This is a genomic window from Sphingomonas sp. PvP056 (assembly GCF_040549155.1).
Taxonomy (GTDB): Bacteria; Pseudomonadota; Alphaproteobacteria; order Sphingomonadales; family Sphingomonadaceae; genus Sphingomonas.
Map to the genome: position 1 here is coordinate 583,849 of NZ_JBEPST010000002.1, position 24,018 is coordinate 607,866.

16 protein-coding genes are annotated in these 24,018 nt (G+C 65.2%); 5 read left to right on the plus strand and 11 right to left on the minus strand.

Features of this window, described 5'->3' with window-relative positions:
- Positions 1 to 162: 162 nt before the first annotated feature.
- The gene (locus ABIC17_RS07010; RefSeq protein ID WP_354280368.1) at positions 163 to 1,443 is read right to left on the minus strand and encodes an MFS transporter; all 1,281 of its coding nucleotides are present in this window, start codon (positions 1,441 to 1,443) and stop codon (positions 163 to 165) included.
- 422 nt (positions 1,444 to 1,865) lie between these two features.
- Here ABIC17_RS07010 and ABIC17_RS07015 point away from each other — a divergent pair, with 422 nt between their 5' ends.
- Entirely contained in the window at positions 1,866 to 2,801 is a 936-nt protein-coding gene (locus ABIC17_RS07015) for an ROK family protein (RefSeq protein ID WP_502958419.1), read from the plus strand.
- 248 nt (positions 2,802 to 3,049) lie between these two features.
- On the opposite strand, the gene otsA is transcribed toward ABIC17_RS07015, so the two are convergent.
- From otsA to ABIC17_RS07040, 5 genes are all read right to left on the minus strand, one after another.
- A complete protein-coding gene (otsA, locus tag ABIC17_RS07020; RefSeq protein ID WP_354280370.1) occupies positions 3,050 to 4,447 on the minus strand; it encodes an alpha,alpha-trehalose-phosphate synthase (UDP-forming) in 1,398 nt (465 codons plus the stop codon).
- On the minus strand, positions 4,444 to 6,225 hold the full coding sequence (locus ABIC17_RS07025; RefSeq protein ID WP_354280372.1) for a glycoside hydrolase family 15 protein: 1,782 nt from the start codon (positions 6,223 to 6,225) through the stop codon (positions 4,444 to 4,446). Before ABIC17_RS07025 ends, otsA begins: the two co-directional genes overlap by 4 nt.
- Positions 6,222 to 6,974 carry a trehalose-phosphatase gene (gene otsB, locus ABIC17_RS07030; protein ID WP_354280374.1) on the minus strand — a complete coding sequence of 251 codons (753 nt, stop codon included), beginning with the start codon at positions 6,972 to 6,974 and terminating at the stop codon, positions 6,222 to 6,224. The genes ABIC17_RS07025 and otsB overlap by 4 nt, the downstream gene beginning before the upstream one ends.
- A gap of 904 nt (positions 6,975 to 7,878) precedes the next feature.
- Positions 7,879 to 9,057 carry a zinc-dependent alcohol dehydrogenase gene (locus ABIC17_RS07035; protein ID WP_354280376.1) on the minus strand — a complete coding sequence of 393 codons (1,179 nt, stop codon included), beginning with the start codon at positions 9,055 to 9,057 and terminating at the stop codon, positions 7,879 to 7,881.
- 177 nt (positions 9,058 to 9,234) lie between these two features.
- Positions 9,235 to 10,434 (minus strand): multidrug effflux MFS transporter, encoded by a 1,200-nt coding sequence (locus ABIC17_RS07040; RefSeq protein WP_354280610.1) that lies wholly within the window; start codon positions 10,432 to 10,434, stop codon positions 9,235 to 9,237.
- 343 nt (positions 10,435 to 10,777) lie between these two features.
- On the opposite strand from ABIC17_RS07040, the gene ABIC17_RS07045 reads away from it, so the two are divergent.
- Both ABIC17_RS07045 and ABIC17_RS07050 read left to right on the plus strand, forming a co-directional pair.
- A complete protein-coding gene (locus ABIC17_RS07045) occupies positions 10,778 to 12,190 on the plus strand; it encodes an amino acid permease (RefSeq protein WP_354280378.1) in 1,413 nt (470 codons plus the stop codon).
- Positions 12,191 to 12,217: 27 nt separating this feature from the next.
- A complete protein-coding gene (locus tag ABIC17_RS07050) occupies positions 12,218 to 13,165 on the plus strand; it encodes a cation diffusion facilitator family transporter (protein ID WP_354280380.1) in 948 nt (315 codons plus the stop codon).
- Between the two features lie 981 nt (positions 13,166 to 14,146).
- On the opposite strand, the gene ABIC17_RS07055 is transcribed toward ABIC17_RS07050, so the two are convergent.
- The 3 genes from ABIC17_RS07055 to gltX are packed head-to-tail and all read right to left on the minus strand — an operon-like array spanning position 14,147 to position 17,088.
- Complete coding sequence (locus ABIC17_RS07055; protein ID WP_354280381.1) at positions 14,147 to 14,332, minus strand: hypothetical protein; 186 nt, start codon at positions 14,330 to 14,332, stop codon at positions 14,147 to 14,149.
- Complete coding sequence (gene gltA, locus ABIC17_RS07060; RefSeq protein WP_354280383.1) at positions 14,329 to 15,615, minus strand: citrate synthase; 1,287 nt, start codon at positions 15,613 to 15,615, stop codon at positions 14,329 to 14,331. Before gltA ends, ABIC17_RS07055 begins: the two co-directional genes overlap by 4 nt.
- A gap of 18 nt (positions 15,616 to 15,633) precedes the next feature.
- Positions 15,634 to 17,088, minus strand: a complete 1,455-nt coding sequence (gene gltX, locus ABIC17_RS07065; RefSeq protein WP_354280611.1) for a glutamate--tRNA ligase — start codon at positions 17,086 to 17,088, stop codon at positions 15,634 to 15,636.
- A gap of 136 nt (positions 17,089 to 17,224) precedes the next feature.
- On the opposite strand from gltX, the gene ABIC17_RS07070 reads away from it, so the two are divergent.
- Positions 17,225 to 19,420, plus strand: coding sequence for a ComEC/Rec2 family competence protein (locus ABIC17_RS07070; RefSeq protein WP_354280384.1), 2,196 nt, complete (start codon positions 17,225 to 17,227; stop codon positions 19,418 to 19,420).
- Here ABIC17_RS07070 and lexA read toward each other — a convergent pair.
- Both lexA and ABIC17_RS07080 read right to left on the minus strand, forming a co-directional pair.
- Positions 19,411 to 20,085: a transcriptional repressor LexA gene (lexA, locus tag ABIC17_RS07075; protein ID WP_354280386.1), complete on the minus strand. Its 675-nt coding sequence runs from the start codon at positions 20,083 to 20,085 to the stop codon at positions 19,411 to 19,413. The genes ABIC17_RS07070 and lexA overlap by 10 nt on opposite strands.
- A 56-nt stretch (positions 20,086 to 20,141) precedes the next feature.
- Positions 20,142 to 21,332, minus strand: a complete 1,191-nt coding sequence (locus ABIC17_RS07080; RefSeq protein ID WP_354280388.1) for a molybdopterin molybdotransferase MoeA — start codon at positions 21,330 to 21,332, stop codon at positions 20,142 to 20,144.
- Positions 21,333 to 21,595: 263 nt separating this feature from the next.
- Between ABIC17_RS07080 and ABIC17_RS07085 the strand changes: the two genes are divergently transcribed.
- Positions 21,596 to 23,929 (plus strand): TonB-dependent receptor, encoded by a 2,334-nt coding sequence (locus tag ABIC17_RS07085; RefSeq protein ID WP_354280390.1) that lies wholly within the window; start codon positions 21,596 to 21,598, stop codon positions 23,927 to 23,929.
- Positions 23,930 to 24,018 lie beyond the last annotated feature (89 nt).

Genomic DNA, 24,018 nt, shown 5'->3' on the forward strand with positions numbered 1-24,018 from the left:
GAATACCTTGCCACAGAGAAGAACAAGCTGAACGTCTGTTCATCTAAGTGGTTCAGTAACGGTCGTCTTTTTGCGCGACATTTATGATTGATCTGGATCGAGTGTGCGGTCGTTGTTAACCGTCAGACGCGTTTCATGCGACCGAAAACATCGCGATCGATTTCAGCGTCGTCGGAGCAGCATCAGTCCGCCAAGGCTGAGGATCCCGGCCGCGACGAGATACACGCCGACCAGGCCAAGCCCCCCGCGCGCGGCGAGCGCCTGCGCCGCGATCGGCGCCAGTGCGCCGCCGATGATGCCACCCAGGTTGAACGTGATCGAAACGCCCGTGTAGCGCACGCCCGGCTCGAACAGCGACGGCAGCCATCCCCCGAGTGGACCATAAGCGAACCCCATCGCAAACAGCGATGCGGCCAGCCAGACGAACACGATCCACAAGGAGCCGGACCCCAGCATCGGCCCCATGAGCAACCCCGACAGCACGCACCCGACAAAACCCCAGCCCAGCATCCGCGTCGCCCCCGTCCGGTCCGCCAACGTACAGGCGACGATCACTCCGAGCGCGAGGAACAGAATTGCGCCGATCTCCACCCCCAGGAAGGCCTGGCGGCCATAGCCCAGGGTCGTCGTCCCGTAGCTCAGCGCGAAGGCGGTGGTGAGGTAGAACAGCGCGAAGCAGGCAACCACGCCCGTCGTGCCCGCGACGGTCGCGCGGAGATGCGATCCGAACAGCGTCGCGATCGGGACGCGCGGCAGCGCATCGTGTGCGGCGGCTTCGCGGAACGCGGGTGTCTCCGTCAGCTTGAGGCGCACCCAGAGGCCGAGGACGACGAGCACCGAACTCGCCAGGAACGGCAAGCGCCAGCCCCAGTCGCGAAACTGCTGATCGCTTAGAATCGTGCCGAGCAACAGGAAGAAGCCGTTGGCAGCGATGAACCCGATCGGCGCGCCCAGCGGCGGAAACATGCCCCAGCGGTTTTCATGCCCCTTGGGCGCATTCTCCACCGCGAGCAGCGAGGCACCACCCCATTCGCCGCCAAGTCCCAGCCCTTGTCCAAAACGAAGGATGCACAGCAGCAACGGCGCGGCCCAGCCAATCTGCGCATATCCCGGCAGGAACGCGATCGCGACGGTCGATCCGCCCATCAGCATGAGCGATGCGACCAGCGTCGACTTTCGCCCGAGGCGATCACCGAAATGCCCGAACACCGCCGCGCCGAGGGGGCGCGCAAGGAACGCGAGACCGAAGCTTGCATAGGATGCGAGCAACTGGACGCCGGGGTCTTCGGCGGGGAAGAACAGCGGCCCGAACACGAGCGCCGCGGCGGTCGCGTAAATATAGAAATCGTAGAATTCGACCGACGTGCCGATCAGGCTGGCGACCAGGATGCGGCGGGTCGATGCCGGGGCAGGCGCGGTGCCGGGCGTAGGAGCGGTCTTCATTTGCAAGGGTCTACCGTGCCAAATGAACCGTGTCGAAGATCGTTACACTGCGGTGATGAACTAGCGTCTGGCGGCGCGGGGCGTTTGCGACGCTGCCCGAACACCGAGACTGCTTGCGTCCATCTTCCGGTCGAATCGTCAACGGCGCGCCTGCTGACAATGCGTGTCCTTTGCACGCTGATTCCGGCCAAAATGAACTGTTTGTCTCTGTTGGTCCGACGGCTGCGCCGCATTGGGGAACGCGGCGATGCCCCACTGGGACTGCGTTGGTTGAGAACGCGGGTTAGGTACCAATTTAATACCATCGTCCATCTGGATGATTGAATTACTTAAATTAAATTATTAATAGTCATCTCTAAGCAGGTTCGGCGCTACGCCAAACGCACTGGACGGGGATGGTCTATGCAAGTGATTCGACGCACATGAGTTCCGTTTTGGAGGATCAGGAGACGGAAGCCCGTTCGGAAGCGGATATGCTGCGCGTCGGGATCGAGCTTGGGGGAACCAAGTGCGTCTGCACACTCGGGTATGAAGACGGAGACGTTCTCGACCAGACCACCGTCCCCACCCTTCATCCCGACGAGACCCTGCCGGCGATCGTAGCGATCCTGCAAAGCTGGTGGGACACGCATGGCTTTGCAGCGCTCGGTATCGCATCGTTTGGGCCGATCGAACTGAACCCTAGGTCGGACCACTATGGGCAGATCGGCGCGACGACGAAGGCCGGCTGGGCAGGAACCGACGTTCGCGGCATCTTGTCGGCGCCGTTCGACGTTCCGACCGGGTTCGACACCGACGTCAACGGCGCTGCGCTTGCCGAAATGGCATGGGGTTGTGCGGTCGGGATGGACGACTTCGCCTATGTCACCGTGGGGACCGGGATCGGTGTAGGCCTCGTCGTGCACGGCCTGCCGACGCGCGGGATCGGGCACAGCGAACTTGGGCATATTCGCGTCCCGCGTTTGCCGGACGACCGGGTCCCGAGCTTCTGCCGCTTCCACGACGATTGCGTCGAGGGGCTGGCGTCCGGGTCGGCGCTGGCATTGCGGCTGGCAGGGCGATCCGCTGCCGACATTCCCGCCGACGATCCTGTATGGGAGCCGATGGTGCATACGCTCGCCGTTCTGTGTCATACGCTTGTGTGCGCGACTGGGCCGCACCGGATCGCGATCGGGGGCGGGGTCGTTACCGGCCAGCCGCATCTGCTCGCTCGGATCGAGGCAACGCTTGTTGCCAGCCTCAACGGCTATATGCGGTTGCCAGCGAAAGGTCCGTATGTGGTAGCACCTGCGCTCGGCGACAAAGCGGGGCCGCTAGGGTCCATCGCAGTCGCCAACCTCTCGCTCGCGGCCGTTTGACCCTTGCCCTGCGCGTGCGTCATCGAGACGCGCGCGTGTGGCGTTGTGCGAACGCCGCACCGGGCGGCAATCGGCTGACTCCGGGACCGCGTGTCTGGACGAAGGAGCGCTGGACGCTGTTCGCCTTGTCCCTGCCGGAGGACCAGAGCGTCGCGTCGCATGCATCGCGGCTTTCGCGTCGGTTTGTGCGGGGTTTGGCATAACCGACCGGTGGTCTGCATAAGACCACCGGCGATCTTGACGCCCCGTCAGGCGGCGGCGGACGTCGTGTCCGCATCGGTCGCCATCAGCGCCCCCAGGAACGTCTCGCGCCACCAGTTGATATCCTGCTGCTCGATCGAGTCCATGCACGCGCGCCAGCGCCGGATTCGCTCGTCGCGGTCCATGCGCAACGCCTTCTGAATCGCGTCCGCCATTTCCTCTGCGCTGTACGGGTTGACCAGCAGCGCTTCGGTCAGCTGCGCGGCGGCACCGGCGAAACGCGAGAGGATCAGCACGCCTGGATCTTCCGGATCCTGCGCGGCGATATATTCCTTGGCGACGAGGTTCATCCCGTCCCGCAGCGGCGTGACCAGCCCGATCTTCGACGCCCGGTAGATGCCGGCGAGCGTATCGCGGCCATAACCCTGGTTGACGTAGCGGATCGGCACCCAATCGACGTCGGCATAGGCACCGTTGATCCGCCCCGACAGACTTTCCAGTGTGTTGCGAATGCGTTGGTAGCTACCCACTGCGCCACGCGACGGCGGAGCGATCTGCAGCAGGAACACTTCCTTGCGCTCTTCGGGGTGTTCTACGAGGAACCGTTCGTAGCCGAGGAAGCGTTCTTCCAGACCCTTGGAATAGTCCAGCCGGTCGACGCCGACGATCATGTCGCGGCCGTCCGCGCTGTCGCGCATCCGGCGATAGGTCAGCCGCGCGACGACGCTGCGCGCCTGCTCGGCAAATTCGGGCGCGTCGATCCCGATCGGGCAGGCGAGGACGCGGACGCTGCGATCGCCGAGCGTGACGACGCCGTCCGCGATCGTCGCACCCATCTCGAGCCGCGCGAAATCGAGGAAGCTCTCGAGCCATTCCTCGGTGTGGAAACCGATCACGTCATAGGCGAACAGACGTCGGACGAGTTCCTGCGCTTCGGGGAGGATCGACAGCAGCCGACGCGGCGGCCACGGAATGTGGAGGAAGAAGCCGATCCGGTTGTCGCACCCGCGCTTGCGCAACTCGTCGCCAAGCGGGAACATGTGGTAATCCTGGATCCAGACGACGTCTTCGGCCTCGATCAGCGGCTGGACGGTGTCGGCAAACCGTTCGTTGACGCGCTGATAGCCGCCCGCAAAATCGCGTTCATATTCAGCAAGATCGACGCGGTAGTGAAATAACGGCCACAAGGTGCGGTTGGCGTAGCCGTTGTAATATTCATCGATGTCCTGGTCTTCCAGGTCGATCGTGGCGGTGGTCACGCCATCGTTGCGATGGAAGTTGATGTCGCCGGTGAAATGGTCGGTGCGTTCACCCGACCAGCCGAACCAGACGCCGCGATATTGCCGGAGCGCGGATTGCAGGGCGACCGCGAGGCCACCCTGCGCGCCCGATTCCGACCCCTTGGGGGCGGAAACGCGATTTGAGATAATAACCAGCCGTGTCATCGGATCGAGCTCCACGGTTTGCTCAGCAAGGCGGCACAATTGATCATGCCGACGAGCGAATAGGTTTGGGGATAATTGCCCCACAATTCACCGGTTTCCGGTTCGATATCCTCGGACAGCAAACCCGCAGCGGTGCGGCGGGCGAGCATTTCCTCGAACAACGCGCGGGCATCCTCGCTGCGGCCGGTGAAGTGCAGCGCTTCGATCAGCCAGAAGGTGCAGACGTTGAACGCGGTTTCGGGCATCCCGAAATCGTCCTCGATCGCATAGCGGAGCATGAACGACCCGCGCCGCAGACCCGCTTCGGCGGCGTTGAGCGTGTCGATGAAGCGCGGATCCTCGGGCTCGAGGAAGCGCAGGTCGAGCAACTGCAACAGGCTCGCATCGAGGTCGTCACCCGAAAAAGTAGCCGACATGCGCCTGGTTTCAGGCCGCCAGGCAGCGGTTTCGATCCGTTCGCGGATGGTTTTGGCGCGGTCTTGCCACAAAATAGCACGTTCGGTCAGCCCGAGCTTGTGCGCGGCATTCGCAAGCCGGTCGCAGGCCGCCCAGCACATCGCCGATGAGTAGGTATGGACGCTCTGGCGCGTGCGCAACTCCCACAAGCCGGCGTCGGGCTGGTCGTAATTCGCCCAGGCACGCTCGCCGACATGTTCGAGCGATTCGAAATCCTCCATCCCCGCGAGGCGGAAGAGGCGGGTGTCGAAAAAGGCGTGGACGCTGCACAAGACGATCTGGCCGTAGGCGTCGTGCTGGATCTGCTCATACGCCTGGTTGCCGACGCGGACCGGGCCCATGCCGCGATAGCCGGGCAGTGCAGGCTCCTCGCGCTCCTCGAGCTGCGCCTCGCCGAGGACGCCGTATAGCGGCTGGATGTGGCCACCCGCGGCCGCATCGACGATGTTGCGCAGATATCCGAGATAGCCTTCGAGCACGTCGAGCGCGCCGAGCCGGTTGAGCGCCTGCACCGTATAATAAGCGTCGCGGACCCAGCAGTAGCGATAGTCCCAGTTGCGCTGCGATCCGGCATGTTCGGGGATCGACGTCGTCATCGCGGCGACGATCGCGCCGGTTTCCTCATGCTGGCACAGCTTGAGCGTGATCGCCGAGCGGATCACCACGTCCTGCCATTCGAGCGGGACCGCGAGGCCGCGGACCCATTCCTGCCAATGCGATGTCGTCTTGGCGAGCATCGCGTCGAGCGTCTCGGCGAGGTCGCCCGCGAAACTCTCGTCCGGGCCGAGGAAGAAGTGCAGTGGACGCTCGACCCGGAACGCAAGCTCGTTCTGGATCATGCCGACCGGCGCGGTCGTGCTGAGGCGCAGCGCCATCGTCTCGAGCAGGAAGCGGATGTGGTTCGATCCGCCGATCTTCTCGTTGCACGTGCCGCCCCAGCCGCAGGTCGGGCGAAGCTGGATGCGGACGCGCGGGCTGCCCGCGACCGGACGGATGATGCGCGCGAAGGACACCGGGCGATAACTGCGCCCGTTGCTGATGAAGCGCGGGCAGAAATCGATCACCTCGATCGCATTGCCTGCGGTGTCGGTGTGGCGCGTGATCAGGATCGGGGTGTTGCGGATGTAATGCTGTTCGACCGAGACGCTGTTCTCGATCGCGATCCCCCAATAGCCGCGTTCCGGCTCGTCGCCGCCGAGGAGCGCGGAGAACAGCGGGTCGCCGTCGATCCGCGGGACACAGCCCCAGACGAAGCTGCCCGCACGATCGACGAGCGCGCTGACCTGGCAATTGCCGATCGGCCAGAGATCCAACGAACTCATGCTGTCACCTCGCAAGCCTGTTCGAGCCAGGCGAGCGTCGCGTCGACATTGGGAAGGCGATAGCGTGCGCTGCTATCGCGGGGGGCGCCGATCAGGATGCCTGCACCGCCGAGGTCGGTCGCGGCGACCATTGCGGGCTCGTCGGTATCGTCGTCGCCGAGGAACACCGGTGTGAAACCCGCCATTGGTGGCGATGCCATCAGCCGTCGCAGCGCCGACCCCTTGTCGCCGCCGCCGACGCGGAGCTCGACCATCATCTTGCCCGTCTGGAGATGCAGCGCGGTTTCATCGGCGAGCGTCCGCGCGAGCGCGTGCGCTTGCGGTTCCATCGCGGGGGCACCGCGATAGTGCAGGGCCGCGCCAAAGGGCTTTTCCTCGACCAGCAGGCCAGGTGTTGTTTTTGCAAAATCTTTCATTGTGTTCAGAATACGATCGAGAGCGGCGGGTCGTTCCGGCAGCGAACGCATTCCGTCGTGCGTTTGCACCTCAAGGCCGTGACTTCCGGCGATCGTGATCGGAAGCGGGCCGAACATGGCAAGAATGCCATCGACCGATCGGCCGCTGATGATCGCGACGCGGTTGTCGAGTTTCGTCCGGAGCCGGTCGAGCAGGCTGGCGAGCCGGTCGTCGACGCTGACCAGTTCGGGGCGCGCGGCAAGCTCGACGAGCGTGCCGTCGAAATCGAGGAACAGCGCCGCGCCACGCAACAGCGTGACGGGCGGGAGCGAATCCGGGGAGGGGGTCGTCATGCGCGCCCGATAGCAAGGCGGGGGGGCTGGCGTCACCCCAAACCACCGTCGTTGCTTCAGCGGGGGGGGGGGCTGTGAACCCTTCACCCAGCGTCACCCTGAACGCGTTTCAGGGTCTACCGCGGACCAAATCCGGTCTGTGCCCGCTACATGGTGGATGCTGAAACTAGTTCAGCATGACGACGGTTGGGATAGGCTCGGGCTTGGTGGTGAAGCCATGAAAGCGAGCGACCGCTCTCGCCCACTTCCGGACCTTCGATGCTTAGGGCATTCTGCCCAAAAGAGGACAATGAGAGCAGCGGATTATCATGACACCAGTTGCTCGAATCACGATGGCACTGGTCGCCTTGGCCGTGCTTCCCGGAGGATGCTCGCAGGGGCAAGGCCCGTTCAGAACGGTCCAACTTTGCTTAGCCGGACCGCAGGAGGTACCCAACTTTGTAAGCTTCATGGACGTGATAGCCCAGCAACGCGACATGGAGTTCACTGACCGGAGCGGTGCTACCGAGGCCGAGTTGCGCGCAATCGGAAACGACAACGTCCGTGTAGCCCATCCTCACGTGAATATCGGAGCTCAATACGGCAGTGATTTCGGCTTTGGCGCAGGTAATCTCGGACTGCCTACACGGCAGATGGCGATTGGGTTCAACGGCAGTAATTTAGAGGAAGCAGGCAAGTTTGCAAACGAGGCAGTCGCGCAACTCTCCACAAGGTGGCGAGTCTATGAAGTCCCGAGGACTAGTGGCGCTCTCCCGCTACCTAACTGCAATTAGAACGGCTGCTTTCAACTGCCCCGGGCCGAAAGCTGCGCGACCGCTCTACACCAAACCATACATTCGCGTTTACGGTCGAGGGGCCACCACCGTCGCCGGGGTGACGGCACCGCCGCCACCCCGACCACACTTCAGCCGTGCGGGCGCATCACCACCTTGATCACGCCGTCTTCCTTGTCGCGGAACTTCTTGTACATTTCCGGCGCATCCTCGAGCGAGGCAGGGTGCGTCACGACGAAGCTCGGGTCGATGTCGCCCGCCTCGATCCGCGCGAGCAGCGGCTTGGTATAGGCCTGGACGTGCGTCTGGCCCGCCTTGATCGTCAGACCCTTGTTCATCAGCGCGCCGATCGGGATCTTGTCGCCCATCCCGACATAGACGCCCGGGATCGAGACCGTGCCGCCCATCCGGCAGCTCATGATCGCTTCGCGCAGGACATGGACGCGGTCGGTCGCGAGGCCGATCGTTGCCTTTGCCTTGTCGAGCACCGCATCCGCCGAGCCGTGACCCGAGGCTTCGGCGCCGACCGCGTCGATGCAGCTGTCGGGGCCGCGACCCTTGGTGCGATATTGCAGCTCGTCATAGACGTTCTCGACTTCGCTGAAGTCGATCGTCTCCGCGCCGCCGGCTTCCGCCATGCGCAGCCGCTCGGGGACTTCGTCGATCGCGATGACACGGCCTGCGCCGAGCATCAGCGCCGAGCGGATCGCGAACTGGCCGACCGGGCCGCAGCCCCAGATCGCGACCGTGTCGCCGGGCTCGATTTGCGCGTTTTCCGCCGCCATATAACCGGTCGGGAAGATGTCCGAGAGGAACAGCGCCTGTTCGTCGGTGACGCTATCGGGCACCTTGATCGGGCCGAAATCGGCCATCGGCACGCGCAGATATTCCGCCTGGCCGCCGCAATATCCGCCGAGCATGTGGCTGAAGCCGAACAGGCCGGCGGGCGAATGGCCCATCGCCTTGATCGCCATCTCGGCATTGGGGTTGGTCGTCGAGCAGGCCGAGAACAGCCCCTTTTTGCAGAACCAGCATTCGCCACAGCTGATCGTGAACGGCACGACGACGCGGTCGCCGATCTTGAGGTTGGTCACTTCGGAGCCGAGGGCTACGACTTCGCCCATGTTCTCGTGGCCGAGAATATCACCCGATTCCATCGTCGGCTGGTATCCGTCGAGCAGATGCAGGTCCGACCCGCAGATCGCGCAAGCGGTTACCTTGATGATCGCATCGCGCGGATGCTTGATCTCGGGGTCTGCTACGGTGTCGACGCGAACGTCACCTTTGCCGTGCCAGCATAATGCGCGCATTGTAGATCTCCGTTGGGGATATCGGGTCTGCCGCTGTCAGCAAACCATCCTGCACGGTTAACGAGCGGTAGGATAAAAGGTCCCACGGACGTTGATGATCTACATCAGTATAGCCCGGACGATTATCCCATCGGACGACGAATTGACCGCGATTTGCGATACTTGCCCGGAGATGATCTATTCGTCTTGCATGCGCGGCTGAAACAACTTGCCGTTTTCGACGACCAGGATCAGCACCAGCACCGCAACACCGATCGTGAGATAGCCGATCGCGAGCGGGAAGGTCGTGCCATTGTACGATTGGCCGATCGCGGACCCGACCAGCACCGCGCCGACGCTGGTGATGAACCCCTGCACCGACGAGGCCGTCCCCGCGATATGCCCGACCGGCTCCATCGCCATCGCGCCGAAGTTCGACCCGCACAGTCCGATGCACGTCATGCTCAGCGCCTGAAACGCCATGTACGTCACCAGCGTTTCGTCGCCTGCGCCGATCACCACGAGATGCAGCAGCGACAGGCCGATCAGCCCGAACACCGCGACTTGCGAGATCAGCCGCGTTCCGAGCCGCTCGACCAGCCGGCTGTTGGCGAAGGACGCGCAGCCCATCGAGAAGGCGCACACCGCGAACAGCACGGTGAACCGGTCACCGGCGTGGAATTCCTCGACGAAGATCTGCTGCGAGGATGCGACGAACGCGATGATTCCTCCGAAGGTCAGCGACGCCGCGACCGCATAGCCAGCGGAATAGCGGTTGGTCAGCGTGAGGCGATAGGAAGCGGTGAGCGTCGCGATCGAGATCGGCACGCGCCGTTCGACCGGAAGACTCTCGGGCAACCGCGCGAACGTCCAGACGAGCACGAATGCCGCGAACGCCGCCAGCGCGTAGAAGATGAAGCGCCACGGCCCGATCAGCAGCAGCATCTGCCCGAGGCTGGGCGCGAGGATCGGCACGAGGAAGAAGATCATCTGCGCAACCGACAGGGTCCGCGCCATTGTCCGGCCGGAGAAATTGTCGCGCACGATCGCCACCGCGAGGACCCGCGTCGCCGCCGACATCAGCCCTTGCAGGATGCGCGCCCCGATCAGCGCGGGGAAGGTCGCGGAACTCGCCGCGAAGATGCTCGCCGCGACGAAGCCGAGCAGCGTGATGAGGAGGATCGGCCTGCGTCCGTAGCGATCGGTGAGGGGGCCATAGGCAAGCTGCCCGACTCCGAAGCCGAGCATGTAGAAGGTGATGATCCACTGCCGGTGGTTGGCGGTCGCGATCGCCAGGTCGCGGCCCATGTCGGCGAGCGCGGGGAGCATCAGGTCGACGCCGAGCGCGTTGACCGCCATCAGCGCCGCGACGAACGCCACGAATTCATGGCGGTGCATGGCCGGGGCGGGAGTGGTCGTTGTCATGCGCGCCCGCTTAGTGTGGTGCGGCGGGATAGGCTATCTTTGTCGGTGTCTAAGCAAGAATGGAAAGGCGTGTGCCTGCCTGGCGCATGCAGGCCCCGCTCTTCCTTGTTGCTTCCCCGGCGAAGGCCGGGGCCCAGTAGCGAAGGTCGATGTCATCGCGTGCCGCGACCGCCATGCACGGCGCGCGACTGGGCCCCGGCCTTCGCCGGGGAAGCGCAGAGGGGGGCGGTTTGCGCGTCTCACCGGCAGGGCTTTCCTCCCGCGGCGATCCCGCGGTAAGGCGCGCGTTCAACGATAAGACACTCCCGGGGGAAGCATGGCCAGTCTGTTGCGCCGCAAGATCATCAAGACCGGCGCGGAACAGCCCGCCGAACACCAGCTCGCACGAACGCTGTCCTGGCCGCATCTGGTCGCGCTTGGCGTCGGCGCGATCGTCGGAACCGGCATCCTCACGCTGATCGGGGTCGCTTCGGACCGTGCGGGGCCTGCGGTGTTGTTGAGCTTCGTCGTCGCGGGCGCGATCTGTGCGTGCGCGGCGCTGTGCTATGCCGAAATGGCGACGATGATCCCGGCCTCGGGCAGTGCGTATACCTACAGCTATGCGGTGCTTGGCGAGATCATCGCCTGGGTGGTCGGGTGGAGCCTGATCCTCGAATATTCGCTCGTTGTCTCGGCGGTCGCGGTTGGCTGGTCGAGTTATGCGGTGCGGTTCCTGGCGGGCGTGGGGATCGTCCTGCCCGATGTGTTGACGCACGGCCCCAGCGCCGCGGGTTCGTTCGGGATCAACCTGCCCGCAGTGTTCATCATCGCGGTCGTCGCGGGGTTGCTTTCGCTCGGCACGCGCGAGAGCGCGCGGATCAACAGTGCGCTGGTGATCCTCAAGATCGTCACGCTGACGCTGTTCGTCATTGTCGCGTTGCCGCATTTCGACGCGGCCAATCTGACGCCGTTCGCGCCTTATGGCTATGGCAGCGTCGCGGGTGCGGACGGCGTGAAGTACGGGATGATGGGCGCCGCCGCGATCATCTTCTTCGCGTTCTACGGGTTCGACGCGATCTCGACCGCGGCGGAGGAAACCAAGAACCCCGAGCGCGACCTTGCGATCGGGATCGTCGGGTCGATGGTCGCCTGCACGATCATCTACATCGTCGTCGCGCTCGCCGCGGTTGGCGCGGTCCATTACAGCGTGTTCGGCAAGAGCGCCGAACCGCTGGCGTTGATCCTCGTCCAGCTGCGTCAGCCCGGTATCGCGACGGTCATCGCCGCCGCCGCCGCGATCGCGCTGCCGACCGTGCTGCTCGGTTTCCTGTACGGCCAGAGCCGGATCTTCCTGGTGATGGCGCGCGACGGTTTCCTGCCGCCCGCGCTGGCGCGCGTTTCCAAGCGCGGGACGCCCGCGCGGGTGACGATGGTGACTGCGCTGTTCGTCGCGGTGATCGCCGCGTTGATGCCGATCGACGTGATCGCGAGCCTCGCCAATGCGGGCACGCTGTGCGCGTTCGTCGCGGTGGCGGCGTGCGTGCTGGTGCTGCGGCGACGGTCGCCGGATGCGCGGCGGCCGTTCCGGATGCCGCTCGCCTGGATCATCGCGCCGCTCGCGATCCTGGGGTGCGTCTATCTCTTCACCAGCCTGCAGGTGGTGACGCAGCTCTCATTCCTTGGTTGGAACGCCTTGGGTCTGGTGGTGTACTTCGTCTACGGCCGTGCGCGCGCGACGATGGTCGTCTGATCGGCGCCGGAACAGGAATAATAAACGATGTCCGCTGCCAAACGAGGCGAATCCAATCTGGTGATCTTCGCCGCCCTCGCGGCGAACCTCGGCATTGCCGTGGCGAAATTCATCGCGTCGGCGATCACCGGGTCGTCGTCGATGCTGACCGAGGGGTTCCACTCGGTCGTCGACAGTCTCAATCAGGTCCTGCTGCTCTACGGCAAGCACCGCGGGAAGCGGCCGCCCGATACCGCGCATCCGTTCGGCTATGGTCGCGAACTGTATTTCTGGAGCTTCGTCGTCGCGATCCTGATTTTCGGGGTCGGCGCGGGCGTGTCGGTCTACGAAGGCTGGGTGCATATCGAGGAACCCGAGCCGCTGCGGGACCCGCTGGTCAATTATGTCGTGCTCGGCGTCGCCTTCCTGATGGAAGGCGGGTCATGGTTCCTTGCGATGCGCGGTTTCGCGAGCGAGAACCGGGGGCGCGGATGGTGGCAGGCGGTGCGCCGGTCGAAGGATCCGACCGGGTTCATCGTCCTGTTCGAGGATTCCGCGGCACTGGCAGGGCTGGTCGTCGCCGCGATCGGCGTTTGGGCGAGCCATGCCTTCAACGATCCGCGGATCGACGGGATCGCGTCGATCGTCATCGGGGTCATTCTCGGCGTGGTTGCGACGCTGCTCGCGCGCGAAGCGAAGGGATTGCTGATCGGGGAGGGGGCCGACTCCGCGATCGTCGCGCGGGTCGAGGCGATCGTTGCCAACTATCCCGACATTACCGCGGTGAACCATGTCCGCACGATCCATACCGCGCCGCAGAGCATCTTCGTGGCGATCAGCGCGGATTTCCGCGATTCTTTGACGCTGGGGGAGGCGGAGACGCTGATCGAGACGATCGAGACCGCACTGAAGGCGGCGGAGCCGATGCTGTCGTCGATTTATATCCGGCCGGAGAAGAGCGAGAATGCGTCGACGTTGACGGTGGTGGAGGAGTAGGGGGCAGAAAAAGCCCCTCCCCTTCAGGGGAGGGGTTGGGGTGGGGCCGTGCCGCGAATACGCAGGTTGGCTTTTGCTGGACGGCCCCACCCCCAACCCCTCCCCTGAAGGGGAGGGGCTTTAGAAGCAATTAGAGGCGCGACCATCAGCGCGGCGATACCGATCGCCGCGAGCATCGCACCGTACACAGCCCATTGCGTCTGCGCGATCATGAAGCTGGACGCCGGCCAATGCACCAGCCGAGCCCCTGACCGATCCACAAAAAGCAAGAATGCAGCGACGCTGAAGGTGGCGGAAGAGGAGTGACGCTGGCCGATTAGCCCCTCCCTTTCAGGGGAGGGGTTGGGGTGGGGCCGTGCCGCGAAAACGCAGGTTGGTCTTTGCTGGACGGCCCCACCCCCAACCCCTCCCCTGAAGGGGAGGGGCTTAAGAAGGAGGTTCTAGCGGCGCGACCACCAGAGTGCGGCCACACCGATCGCCGTGAGCACTGCGCCGTACACAGCCCATCGGGTGTCCGCGATCGTGAAGCTGGACGCCGGCCAATGCACCAGCCCGAGCCCCTGACCAATCCACAAAAAGCAAGAATGCGGCGACGCTTAAGGTGGGGGAGGAGGCGTGACGTTGGTTGAATAGCCCCTCCCCTTCAGGGGAGGGGTTGGGGTGGGGACGTGCCGCGAATACGCACGTTGGTCTCTGCTGGACTGCCCCACCCCCAACCCCTCCCCTGAAGGGGAGGGGCTTGAGAAGAAGGTTCTAGCGGCGCGACCACCAGAGTGCGGCCACACCGATCGCCGTGAGCACTGCGCCGTACACAGCCAATCGGGCGTGCGCGATCGTGAAGTTCGATGCCGGCCGATGCACCAGCCCGAGCCCCTGACCAATCCACAAAAAGCAAGAATGCGGCGACGCTGAAGGTGGCGGAGGAGGCGTGACGTTGGTTGAATAGCCCCTCCCCTGAAGGGGAGGGGCTTGAAGAAGAAGTCAGCGGCGCGACCACCAGAGTGCGGCCACACCGATCGCCGCGAGGATCGCGCCGTACACAGCCCATTGGGTCTGTGCGATCATGAAGCTCGACGCCGGCCAATGCACCAGCCCGAGCCCCTGACCGATCCACAGCAGCCCCATCAGCGTGGCAAGCACGCCGACAAGGGCCACCAGGGTCTTCACTTACGGTCGCCGAGCGCAACGTAATCGCGCTGCGTCGGGCCGGTGTAGAGCTGCCGCGGACGACCGATCTTCTGCTCCGGATCCGAGATCATCTCGTTCCACTGGGCGACCCAGCCGACGGTGCGGGCGAGCGCGAACAATGCGGTGAACATCGTCGTCGGGAAACCGATCGCCGAGAGGATCACGCCCGAATAGAAATCGACGTTCGGGAACAGCTTCTTCTCGATGAAGTACGGATCGCTGAGCGCCATTTCCTCGAGCGCGATCGCGACGTCGAACACCGGATCGGTCACGCCCAGCTCGCCGAGCACTTCGCGCACGGTCTGCTGCATCACGGTCGCACGCGGATCGTAGTTCTTGTAGACGCGGTGTCCGAAGCCCATCAGGCGGAACGGATCGTTCTTGTCCTTGGCGCGCGCGATATACTCGGGGATGCGATCGACGGTGCCGATCTCGCGCAGCATGTTGAGCGCGGCTTCATTGGCGCCGCCATGCGCCGGGCCCCACAGGCAGGCGATGCCGGCCGCGATGCACGCGAACGGATTGGCGCCCGACGAGCCGGCGAGACGGACGGTCGAGGTCGACGCGTTCTGCTCGTGATCGGCGTGGAGGATGAAGATCCGGTCCATCGCCTTTTCGACCACCGGGTTCACCACATATTCTTCCGCGGGGACGCCGAAGGTCATCTGCAGGAAGTTGCCGGTGTAGCTCAGGTTGTTCTTGGGGTGCATGAACGGCTGGCCGATGGAGTATTTATACGCCATCGCAGCGATCGTCGGCATCTTGGCGATGAGGCGATGGCTCGCGATCATGCGCTGCTGCGGATCGGTGATGTCCGCCGAGTCCTGGTAGAAGGCCGACAGCGCGCCGACGACGCCGCACATGATCGCCATCGGATGCGCATCGCGACGGAAGCCACGATAGAAGGTCGCGAGCTGTTCGTGCAGCATCGTGTGGCGGCTGATCGTGTAGCTGAACTTGTCGAGCTCGTCCTGGGTCGGCAGTTCGCCGTTGAGGAGGAGGTGGCACACTTCCATGAAGCTCGACTGCTCGGCCAGCTGGCCGATCGGATAGCCGCGGTGGAGCAGGACGCCTTCGTCACCATCGATATAGGTGATCGCGGAATCGCAGCTTGCGGTCGAGGTGAAGCCCGGATCGTAGGTGAACATACCCGTTTGCGCATAGAGCTTACGGATATCGAGCACGTCGGGACCGACGCTGCCGTGCATGACCTTGAGATCGAGGTCCTTGCCGGCGGCGCTCAGCTTGGCGGTGTCGGTCATCGGTTGTCCTTTCGTGACTTAAGCGATCATCTGGTCGGCGATGCGACCAAGACTTTCGTCGCGCCCGAGCAGGTCGAGCACATCGAAGATTCCGGGGGAGGTTTTCCGCCCGGTGAGCGCAGCGCGCAGCGGCTGCGCGACTTGCCCGAGTTTGACCCCTGCGTCATCGGCGACCTGCCGTACCGCAGTTTCGAGGCTCTCCGTATCCCAGCGTTCGAGCGCGTCAAGCGCTGCGTGGAGCCGGGCGAGGAGCTTGGGAGCATCACCGGAAACGAGCGCGGAGGCATCCCGATCCATTTCCAGCGGGCGTTTTCGAAACAGGAAGGCGGCCCCGTTCGCCAGATCGAGCAGATCGGCCGCGCGGGGCTTGAGCGATGCCATGCTTCGGCCGAGAAGTTCGCGTTGCTGGTCCGTTGCCGTGAAATCAAGCCGATCGGCCACGAGCGCGGCAAGCCGTGCATCGTCTGCGACGCGAATGTACTGGCCGTTCAGATTCTCGAGCTTCTTGAAGTCGAAGCGCGACGGCGACTTGCCGACTCCGGCGAGATCGAACCATTCGACTGCCTGGGTACGGCTGATGATCTCGTCATCACCATGCCCCCAACCCAGACGCAGCAAATAATTGTCGAGCGCCTCGGGCAACATGCCGAGTTCGTCACGATAATATTCCACGCCGACCGCGCCGTGGCGCTTGGACAGTTTCGCGCCGTCCGACCCGTGGATCAGCGGGATGTGTGCATAAACGGGATCGGGCCAACCGCCTTCGATTTGCTGCATCGCGCGGATGATCGGCAATTGGCGGAAAGCGTTGTTGAGATGATCGTCACCGCGAATCACGTGCGTCACGCCCATGTCGTGATCGTCGACAACGACCGCGAGCATATAGGTCGGCGTACCGTCAGACCGAAGCAGGACGAGATCGTCCAGTTCCGCATTCTGCACGGTGACCGATCCCTGGACGCGATCCTCGATCGTCACCGCGCCTTCGGTCGGCGCCTTGAGGCGGACGACGAACGGGCGGCTGTCGTCGGCTTCGGCAGCCTTGTCGCGCCACGGGCTGCGGACGCGCAGCGGCTTCTTCGCAGCTTCGGCCTCGGCGCGCATCGCGGCGAGTTCCTCGGGCGTCAGGTAGCAGCGATAAGCGTGGCCATGCTCGACCATGCGGTGCGCGACTTTGGCGTGACGATCGGCGCGGGCCGACTGATACACTTCGTCGCCGTCCCAATCGAGCCCGAGCCAGCGCAGCGACGTGAGGATCGCGTCGATCGCGGGCTGCGTCGAGCGGGCGCGGTCGGTATCCTCGATCCGCAGCAGGAACCGCCCGCCATGATGCCGCGCGTACAGCCAGTTGAACAGCGCCGTGCGCGCGCCCCCGATGTGGAGGAAGCCGGTCGGCGACGGCGCGAAGCGCGTAACCACGGTACCGGCGGAAACGTCGGGCGTGCCGTCGGTCGTTGTGGTGGTTTCAGTGATTGCGCTCAACCGCGCATACTCCCAGACTAGAAATTCGATGGCCGGATCAGCCTGCAGCGCCCCTAGCACGCGCTTTGCCACGCTTCAAACCGGGGTGCGCTGGTGGCTGTCGCAATTTTTCGTTGCTGGACGCGGTATGGCGGACACGTTCGAACGGTGGCTGGAGGCGGAACGCGACCAGCTTCCCTTGTGGTTGCCGGTGATGCTGGGGTCCGGGATCACCCTGTGGTTCCTGTTGCCGAGCCGCGCGGATTGGCAGATCGCGATGCTGGTCGCGCTGTCGGTTGGCCTCGGCTGTGCAGCGCTCGGGCGATACGGTCGCGCGGCGCGCAGCCTTGGGGTCGCGGCGCTTGCCGTGGCGCTGGGGATCGGCCTGATCTGGTGGCGGTCGGAGCGCGTCGCGCATTCCGTTCTGCAGCGTCCGACGATCGCGACGTTCGTCGCGCGCGTCGAACGGATCGAGCCGTTGCCGGCGCGGGATCTGGTGCGGCTTCGGTTGGCGCCGCTTGCCGTCATCGCGGGGCCCAATGCGAGCGGTCGGCCGCTGCCGGTTCTGCCAAAGCATCTGCGGATCAATCTCGCCACGGTCGATGTCCCCGCCGGGCTGGGGCCGGGTGCGGTGTTGCGGCTGTCGGCCCGCCTGTTGCCGCCGCCCGAGCCTTCGGTGCCGGGGGCGTATGATTATGCGCGCACCGCGTGGTTCGACGGAATCGGCGCGACTGGTCGAGGTTTTGCGCCGGTAGCGATCGTCGCGCCGGGGCGACCGTCGATCCTTCCCGGGCTGCGCGCGGATCTGTCCGGGCATATCCAGGCGCGTGCGGGTGGCGGCGGGGCGGGGGGCATCGCAGCGGCGCTCGCGACGGGCGACCAGGGATCGATCCCGCTCGCCGATACCGAGGCGATGCGCCGTTCCGGGCTGGCGCATCTGCTGTCGGTCAGCGGGTTGCACATCACCGCTGCGGTTGCGGCGACGATGATCGTCGTGACGCGGTTATTGGCGCTGATCCCGTGGCTGGCGCTGCGCTGGAGGTTGCCATTGGTGGCGGGGGCGGCGGGCGCGCTGGTCGCGATCGGGTACACGATGCTGACCGGGGCGGAGGTGCCGACGATCCGGTCGTGCGTCGCGGCGCTGTGCGTGCTGATCGCTTTGGCGTTGGGGCGGGAGGCGCTGACGCTGCGCCTGGTCGCAGCGGGCGCGCTCGTCGTGTTGTTGCTATACCCGGAATCGCTCGCCGGGCCGAGCTTCCAGCTTTCGTTCGCGGCGGTCGTGGCGATCATCGCGTGGAACGATCACCCGGGCATCCGTGCGCTGGTCGCGGCGCGCGAGGAACCGCGCCTCAACCGTGTTGCGCGCAGTATCGGTGCGTTGCTGCTGACCGGACTGGTTGTTGAGGCCGCGCTGCTGCCGATCTCGCTCTATCATTTCCAGAAAGCGGGCATTTACGGCGCCGTCGCCAATATCTGTGCGATCCCGTTGACGACGTTCGTGATCATGCCGCTGGAGGCAGCGGCGCTGTTGTTCGACACGATCGGGTTGGGCGCACCCTTGTGGTGGGCGACGCGGATGTCGCTCGAGCTGCTGTTGTGGATTGCCCGCACGACGGCGGCGATCCCCGGTTCGGTCGCGCCGTTGCCCGCGATGCCGGGGGGCGCATTTGCCGCGATGGCGATTGGCGGGATCTGGATCGCGCTGTGGCGGACGCACTGGCGACGGCTGGGGATCGTGCCGTTCGTGATCGGTGCGGCGTGGGCGATCGTCACGCCTGCGCCCGACCTGCTGGTGACCGGGGACGGACGCCATGTGGCGATCCGGACGCGAGCGGGTGACGTTGCGCTGCTGCGCGACAGGACCGGCGACTATACCGCCGACATGCTGGCGCAGGGCGGCGGCGTCGCGGGCTTGCCAGTGCTGTGGTCGGATCAGCGGGATGCGCGGTGCAGTCGGGATCTGTGCATGGCGGTGAGAACCGTCGGAACGCGGCAATGGACCGTGCTGGCGACGCGGAGCGCCTATGCGGTTCCGATCGAAGATCTGGTCCGGGCCTGTGCTGCCGCAGATATCGTGATCAGCGATCGCTGGCTGCCGCGTCGCTGTCGCCCGCGCTGGTTGCGGCTAGACAGGAGCTTGCTGGCGCGGACCGGCGGGGTGGCGATCACCTTTCCGCGACAGGCTCTGGCGTTGACCGCCTTCGCCAGCCGTCGACCGACCATCCGGACGGTGCGCCACCCGGGCGACGCACACCCCTGGATCATGCCGCCCGACCCACGTAGCGCAAAGCCAGCGCGTCGACATCGCTTCGGGCGGCGGCGATCCGCCGATGATCAGTCGTAGCGGCGCAGCAACCCGGCCAGCTTGCCCTGCACGCGGACCTGAGCAGGCTTGTACCGCTGCGGATCATAGGCGCGGTTGGCCGGATCGAGCCGGACCATCGCCCCTTCACGGCGGAAGAACTTGAGCGTCGCTTCGCTGTCGTCGATCAAAGCCACGACGATCTCGCCGTCGCGCGCGATCTCCTGACGCTTGATCAGCGCATAGTCGCCATCGAGGATGCCAGCCTCGACCATCGAATCCCCGGCGACCTCGAGCGCATAATGTTCGCCACCACCGAGCAGTGCAGCCGGCACCGACAGCATCGACGCGCCCTCGAACGCCTCGATCGGAACACCAGCGGCGATCCGGCCATGGAGCGGAATTTCGATCACGTCATTGGCAGGCTGTGGGACGACGCGCGGGCTGGCCGGTGCCGTTTCCGGTGCTGCCTTGGCCGGGGCGTTGGTGCCGCGTTCGGGCATCTTGAGCACTTCCAGCGCGCGTGCCCGATTGGGCAGGCGGCGGATGAATGCGCGTTCTTCCAGCGCACTGATCAGGCGGTGGACGCCCGACTTGGATTTCAAATCGAGTGCTTCCTTCATTTCCTCGAACGAGGGCGAGACTCCCGTCTCCTCCAGCCGGTCGTTGATGAAGCAGATCAACTCATGCTGTTTGCGCGTTAGCATTCCGGGCCCTTTCGTCGGAACAGACGACGAACCTATACGGAACATAAAGATGGACGTCAAGCGATCGGCAGGATTTCCACCGAGTCGCCCGCATCGGCCGCCGGGGCGAACGGTGCGCGGACGATCATGCAGTCCGCGCAGGCGAGCGTCGCGAGTAGCGACGAATCCTGGCTGTCGGCAACATAGACGCGCCCGTCGCGGGTGACGGCGCGCATGTAATCCTGACGGCGGTCGTTGGCGCGCAGCGGTGCGCCGAGGATCGCGGGGTAAGCGGTCGGCGACGGTTCGCGGGCGCCCGACATGGCGGCGATCACGGGTTTGAGGAAGATGGCCGCGGTAACATAAGCGGACACCGGATTGCCGGGCAGGCCGAGCACGAGCATCTCGCCGATCTTGCCCGCGAGCATCGGCTTGCCCGGGCGGAGTGCGATCCGCCAGAAGTCGATCGATCCGCCCGCCGCCGCCAGCGCTGGGCGGATCAGGTCGTGATCGCCGACCGACGCGCCGCCGGTGGTGACGAGAATGTCGGCTTCGACGGTGCGAAACGCCTCGGTGATCGTGTCGAGCCGGTCGGGCAGGATGCCGAGATCGACGACGTCGACGGGCAGGTCCGCCAGCATCGCCGCGAGCATGACGCCGTTCGATTCCGGCAAGGTCCGGTCGCTGAGCGGCGCGCCCGGCAGGGTGAGTTCGTCGCCGCTCGCGACGATCGCGACACGGATCCGCCGCGCGACGCTGAGCGTCCCGTAACCGCCGCTCGCCGCCAGCGCGATCCGCGCCGGGGTCAGCCGGTCGCCGGTCGCGATCAGCGTCTGGTCCTGCGCGAAGTCGATCCCGGCTCGGCGGATGTTGCCGCCGCGGACCGGCCCGTCGCCTGCGAGGCGGACCTCGTCCCCCTCCCGTGCGGCTTCCTCCTGGACCAGCACGGCGTCCGCGCCGGGCGGGAGAGCTGCACCGGTGAAGATGCGGACCGTCTCGCCCGCGCCGATCGGGTGGTCGAACGGGTGCCCCGCGGCGCTTTCGCCGATCAAGCGCAGGGGGCCGCCGAGATCGTCGAAGCGAACCGCATAGCCGTCCATCGCGGACAGGTCGCGCGCGGGCTGGGTCCGGCGCGCGACGACGTCCGCCGCCGCCCAGCGCCCCGCGGCGGCGCGCAGCGGGACAGTTTCAGCTGCGATTTTCGGTGCAAGGGCGTGCAGGCGGGTGAGCGCGTCGTCGACGGCGAGCAGGGCAGGGCGTTCGGTCATCGCTTGGTCTCTATCGTTACCGGTCCGGTCGCGTCGACCCCTGATGGCGATGCGGAGGTGGTGCATCCGGGCAACAGTCGATCGCAGACCTGAGCTTATGCCCTTGTTTGGCCATGCTTTGTCATGAATCAGCAACAATCCGTCCCTAGCGCCGCCGACGGGGAAGCGCTGCCACTCAGACCGAACCGACCTGGATGCGACACCGCGGGTGTTCGCAGCGATGTCGGTCTGCGGTGCTCCGGGTACGATCAAGGGGACTATTTGTGAACAAGACCGTCGTAAAGTCGCTGCTGCTGGCGGGAGCCGCAGGCACCGCGCTGTTCGCGACAGGTGCTGCCTGGGCGCAAACCGCGAGCGAACCTGCCGCGACCGCGACCGCAACGGTGGGTGCTGCCGCAACCGAGGAGGGCCTGGGCGACATCGTCGTGACCGCCGAGCGCCGCACCGAGAATTTGCAGAAGGTGCCGATCTCGGTCGGCGTCGTCGGCGGTGACGATCTGCGCGCGTTCCAGACCGGCGGCGGCGATGTGCTCGAACTCGCCAACCGCGTGCCCGGCCTTTACGCCGAGACCACCACCGGGCGCATCTTCCCGCGCTTCTACATCCGCGGCCTCGGCAACATCGATTTCTATCTTGGCGCGTCGCAGCCGGTATCGATCATCCAGGACGACGTCGTGCTTGAGCATGTCGTGCTCAAGTCCAACCCGGTGTTCGACGTCCGCCAGGTCGAAGTGCTGCGCGGCCCGCAGGGGACGCTGTTCGGTCGCAACACGACCGCGGGCATCATCAAGTTCGACACCAACCGCCCGACCGACGAGTTCCACGGCCGCGCGTCGGCGTCCTACGGCAGCTACAATACCGCGACGCTCGACGCTGGCGTGGGCGGGCCGATCGTCAAGGACGTGCTGTCGTTCCGCGTGTCGGGGCTGGTCCAGCACCGCGATAACTGGGTCGACAACACCTACATCGGCGTCAGCGCGGACGGCACCGTCGGCGGCAAGGACAAGCTCGGCGGCTTCGATGAGCGCGACGTCCGCGTCCAGCTGATGCTGACCCCGCCCGACACCGGCTTCACCGGCCTGTTGTCGGCGCATGCGCGCGATTACAGCGGCACCTCGACGATCTTCCATCGCGGTGCCCTGAAGCGTGGGTCGAACGACGTCAGCGCCGCGCCGCGCGCGTCGGTCGCGCTCGACGAGGCGGCGAACAACCCGCAGGCGTACAAGACCTATGGCGGATCGCTGAACCTCAAGAACGATTTTGGCGGCGTGGTGCTCACCTCGATCAGCGCGTGGGAGACGACGTCGGGCTACAGCCGTGGCGACACCGACGGCGGTGCTGCGACCAACTTTGCGGGGACGCGCTTCTATGGCGAGAGCCAGGGCCGGATCCGCGATCTAGACCAGCTGACGCAGGAAGTCCGGCTGTCGGACGACGGCACAGGGCGGTTCAAGTGGCAGATCGGCGGCATCTACTTCGACTCCCGCGACATCACCGAATTCGCGCAGCGCGGGGTGTTCCTGACGCAGCCCGATCTCAACGGCACGCGCCCCAACCCCAACAACCGCGTGCTGCTGCGCGACATCAACACCTCCTACGCCGGCTTCGGGCAGGTGAGCTACGAGATCGTGCCGAAGCTGACGCTGACCGGCGGCGTGCGCGTCACCAACGACACAAAGTCGACCCGTCTGCTCGTCGCCAACGCCAATGCGGCGGGCGTATCGAGCTACACCGGGCGTCGCTACGTCCGCCTGTCGGACACGCAGCCGAGCTGGGACGCGAGCGCGCTGTACCAGTTCGACCGCAACGTCAGCGTCTATGCCCGCGTCGCGCGCGGCTTCCGCGGGCCGACGATCCAGGGCCGGTCGGCGGTGTTCAATGCGGACTTCACCACCGCCAATTCCGAGACGATCATGTCGTATGAAGCGGGCGTGAAGTCGAACCTGTTCGGCAACACGCTGCGCTTCAACGCGACCGGCTTCTATTATGAAGTCAGCGACATCCAGCTGAACGGCAACGACTCGTTCGGCAACGGTGTGCTGTTCAACGCGGACAAGGCGAAGGCGTGGGGCGGCGAGGCGGAGCTGACGTGGCGTCCGGTGCGCCAGTTGACGCTGGGACTCGGCGGCAGCGTGCTCCACACCGAGATCAACGATCCGCGCGTCTATGCGCAGGCCTGCATCCTCGGCGGCGTGATCACCTGCACGGTGCAGGACCCGACGATCCGTGTGGGGGCGAACACCTTTGCGCAGATCGACGGCAACCCATTGCCCAACGCGCCGAAATATCAGTTCAATGGGACCACACGCTACGACGTGCCGCTTGGCAATGGCGGGTCGCTGTTCCTGGCGGGCGATGCCAATGTGCAGGGGTATACCAGCTTCGTGCTGTACAAGACCGCCGAGTTCACCTCGGACGGCACGTTCGAGGCCGGCCTCAAGGCGGGCTATGTCGCGCCGGACAACAAGTACGAACTCGCGGTGTTCGTGCGGAACCTGACCAACGAGAAGAACCTCAAGGGCGTGATCGAGAATTACAACGCCGCCGTGTACAACGATCCGCGCATCATCGGCGTCTCGTTGGCCGGAAAGTTCTGAGGTCGTTCGGGAGTTTAGTGCCACTTGTTCTCCTGCGAAAGCAGGAGCCCAGGGTTGCGGGCGGCAGCGTTCGTTACCCTGGATCCCTG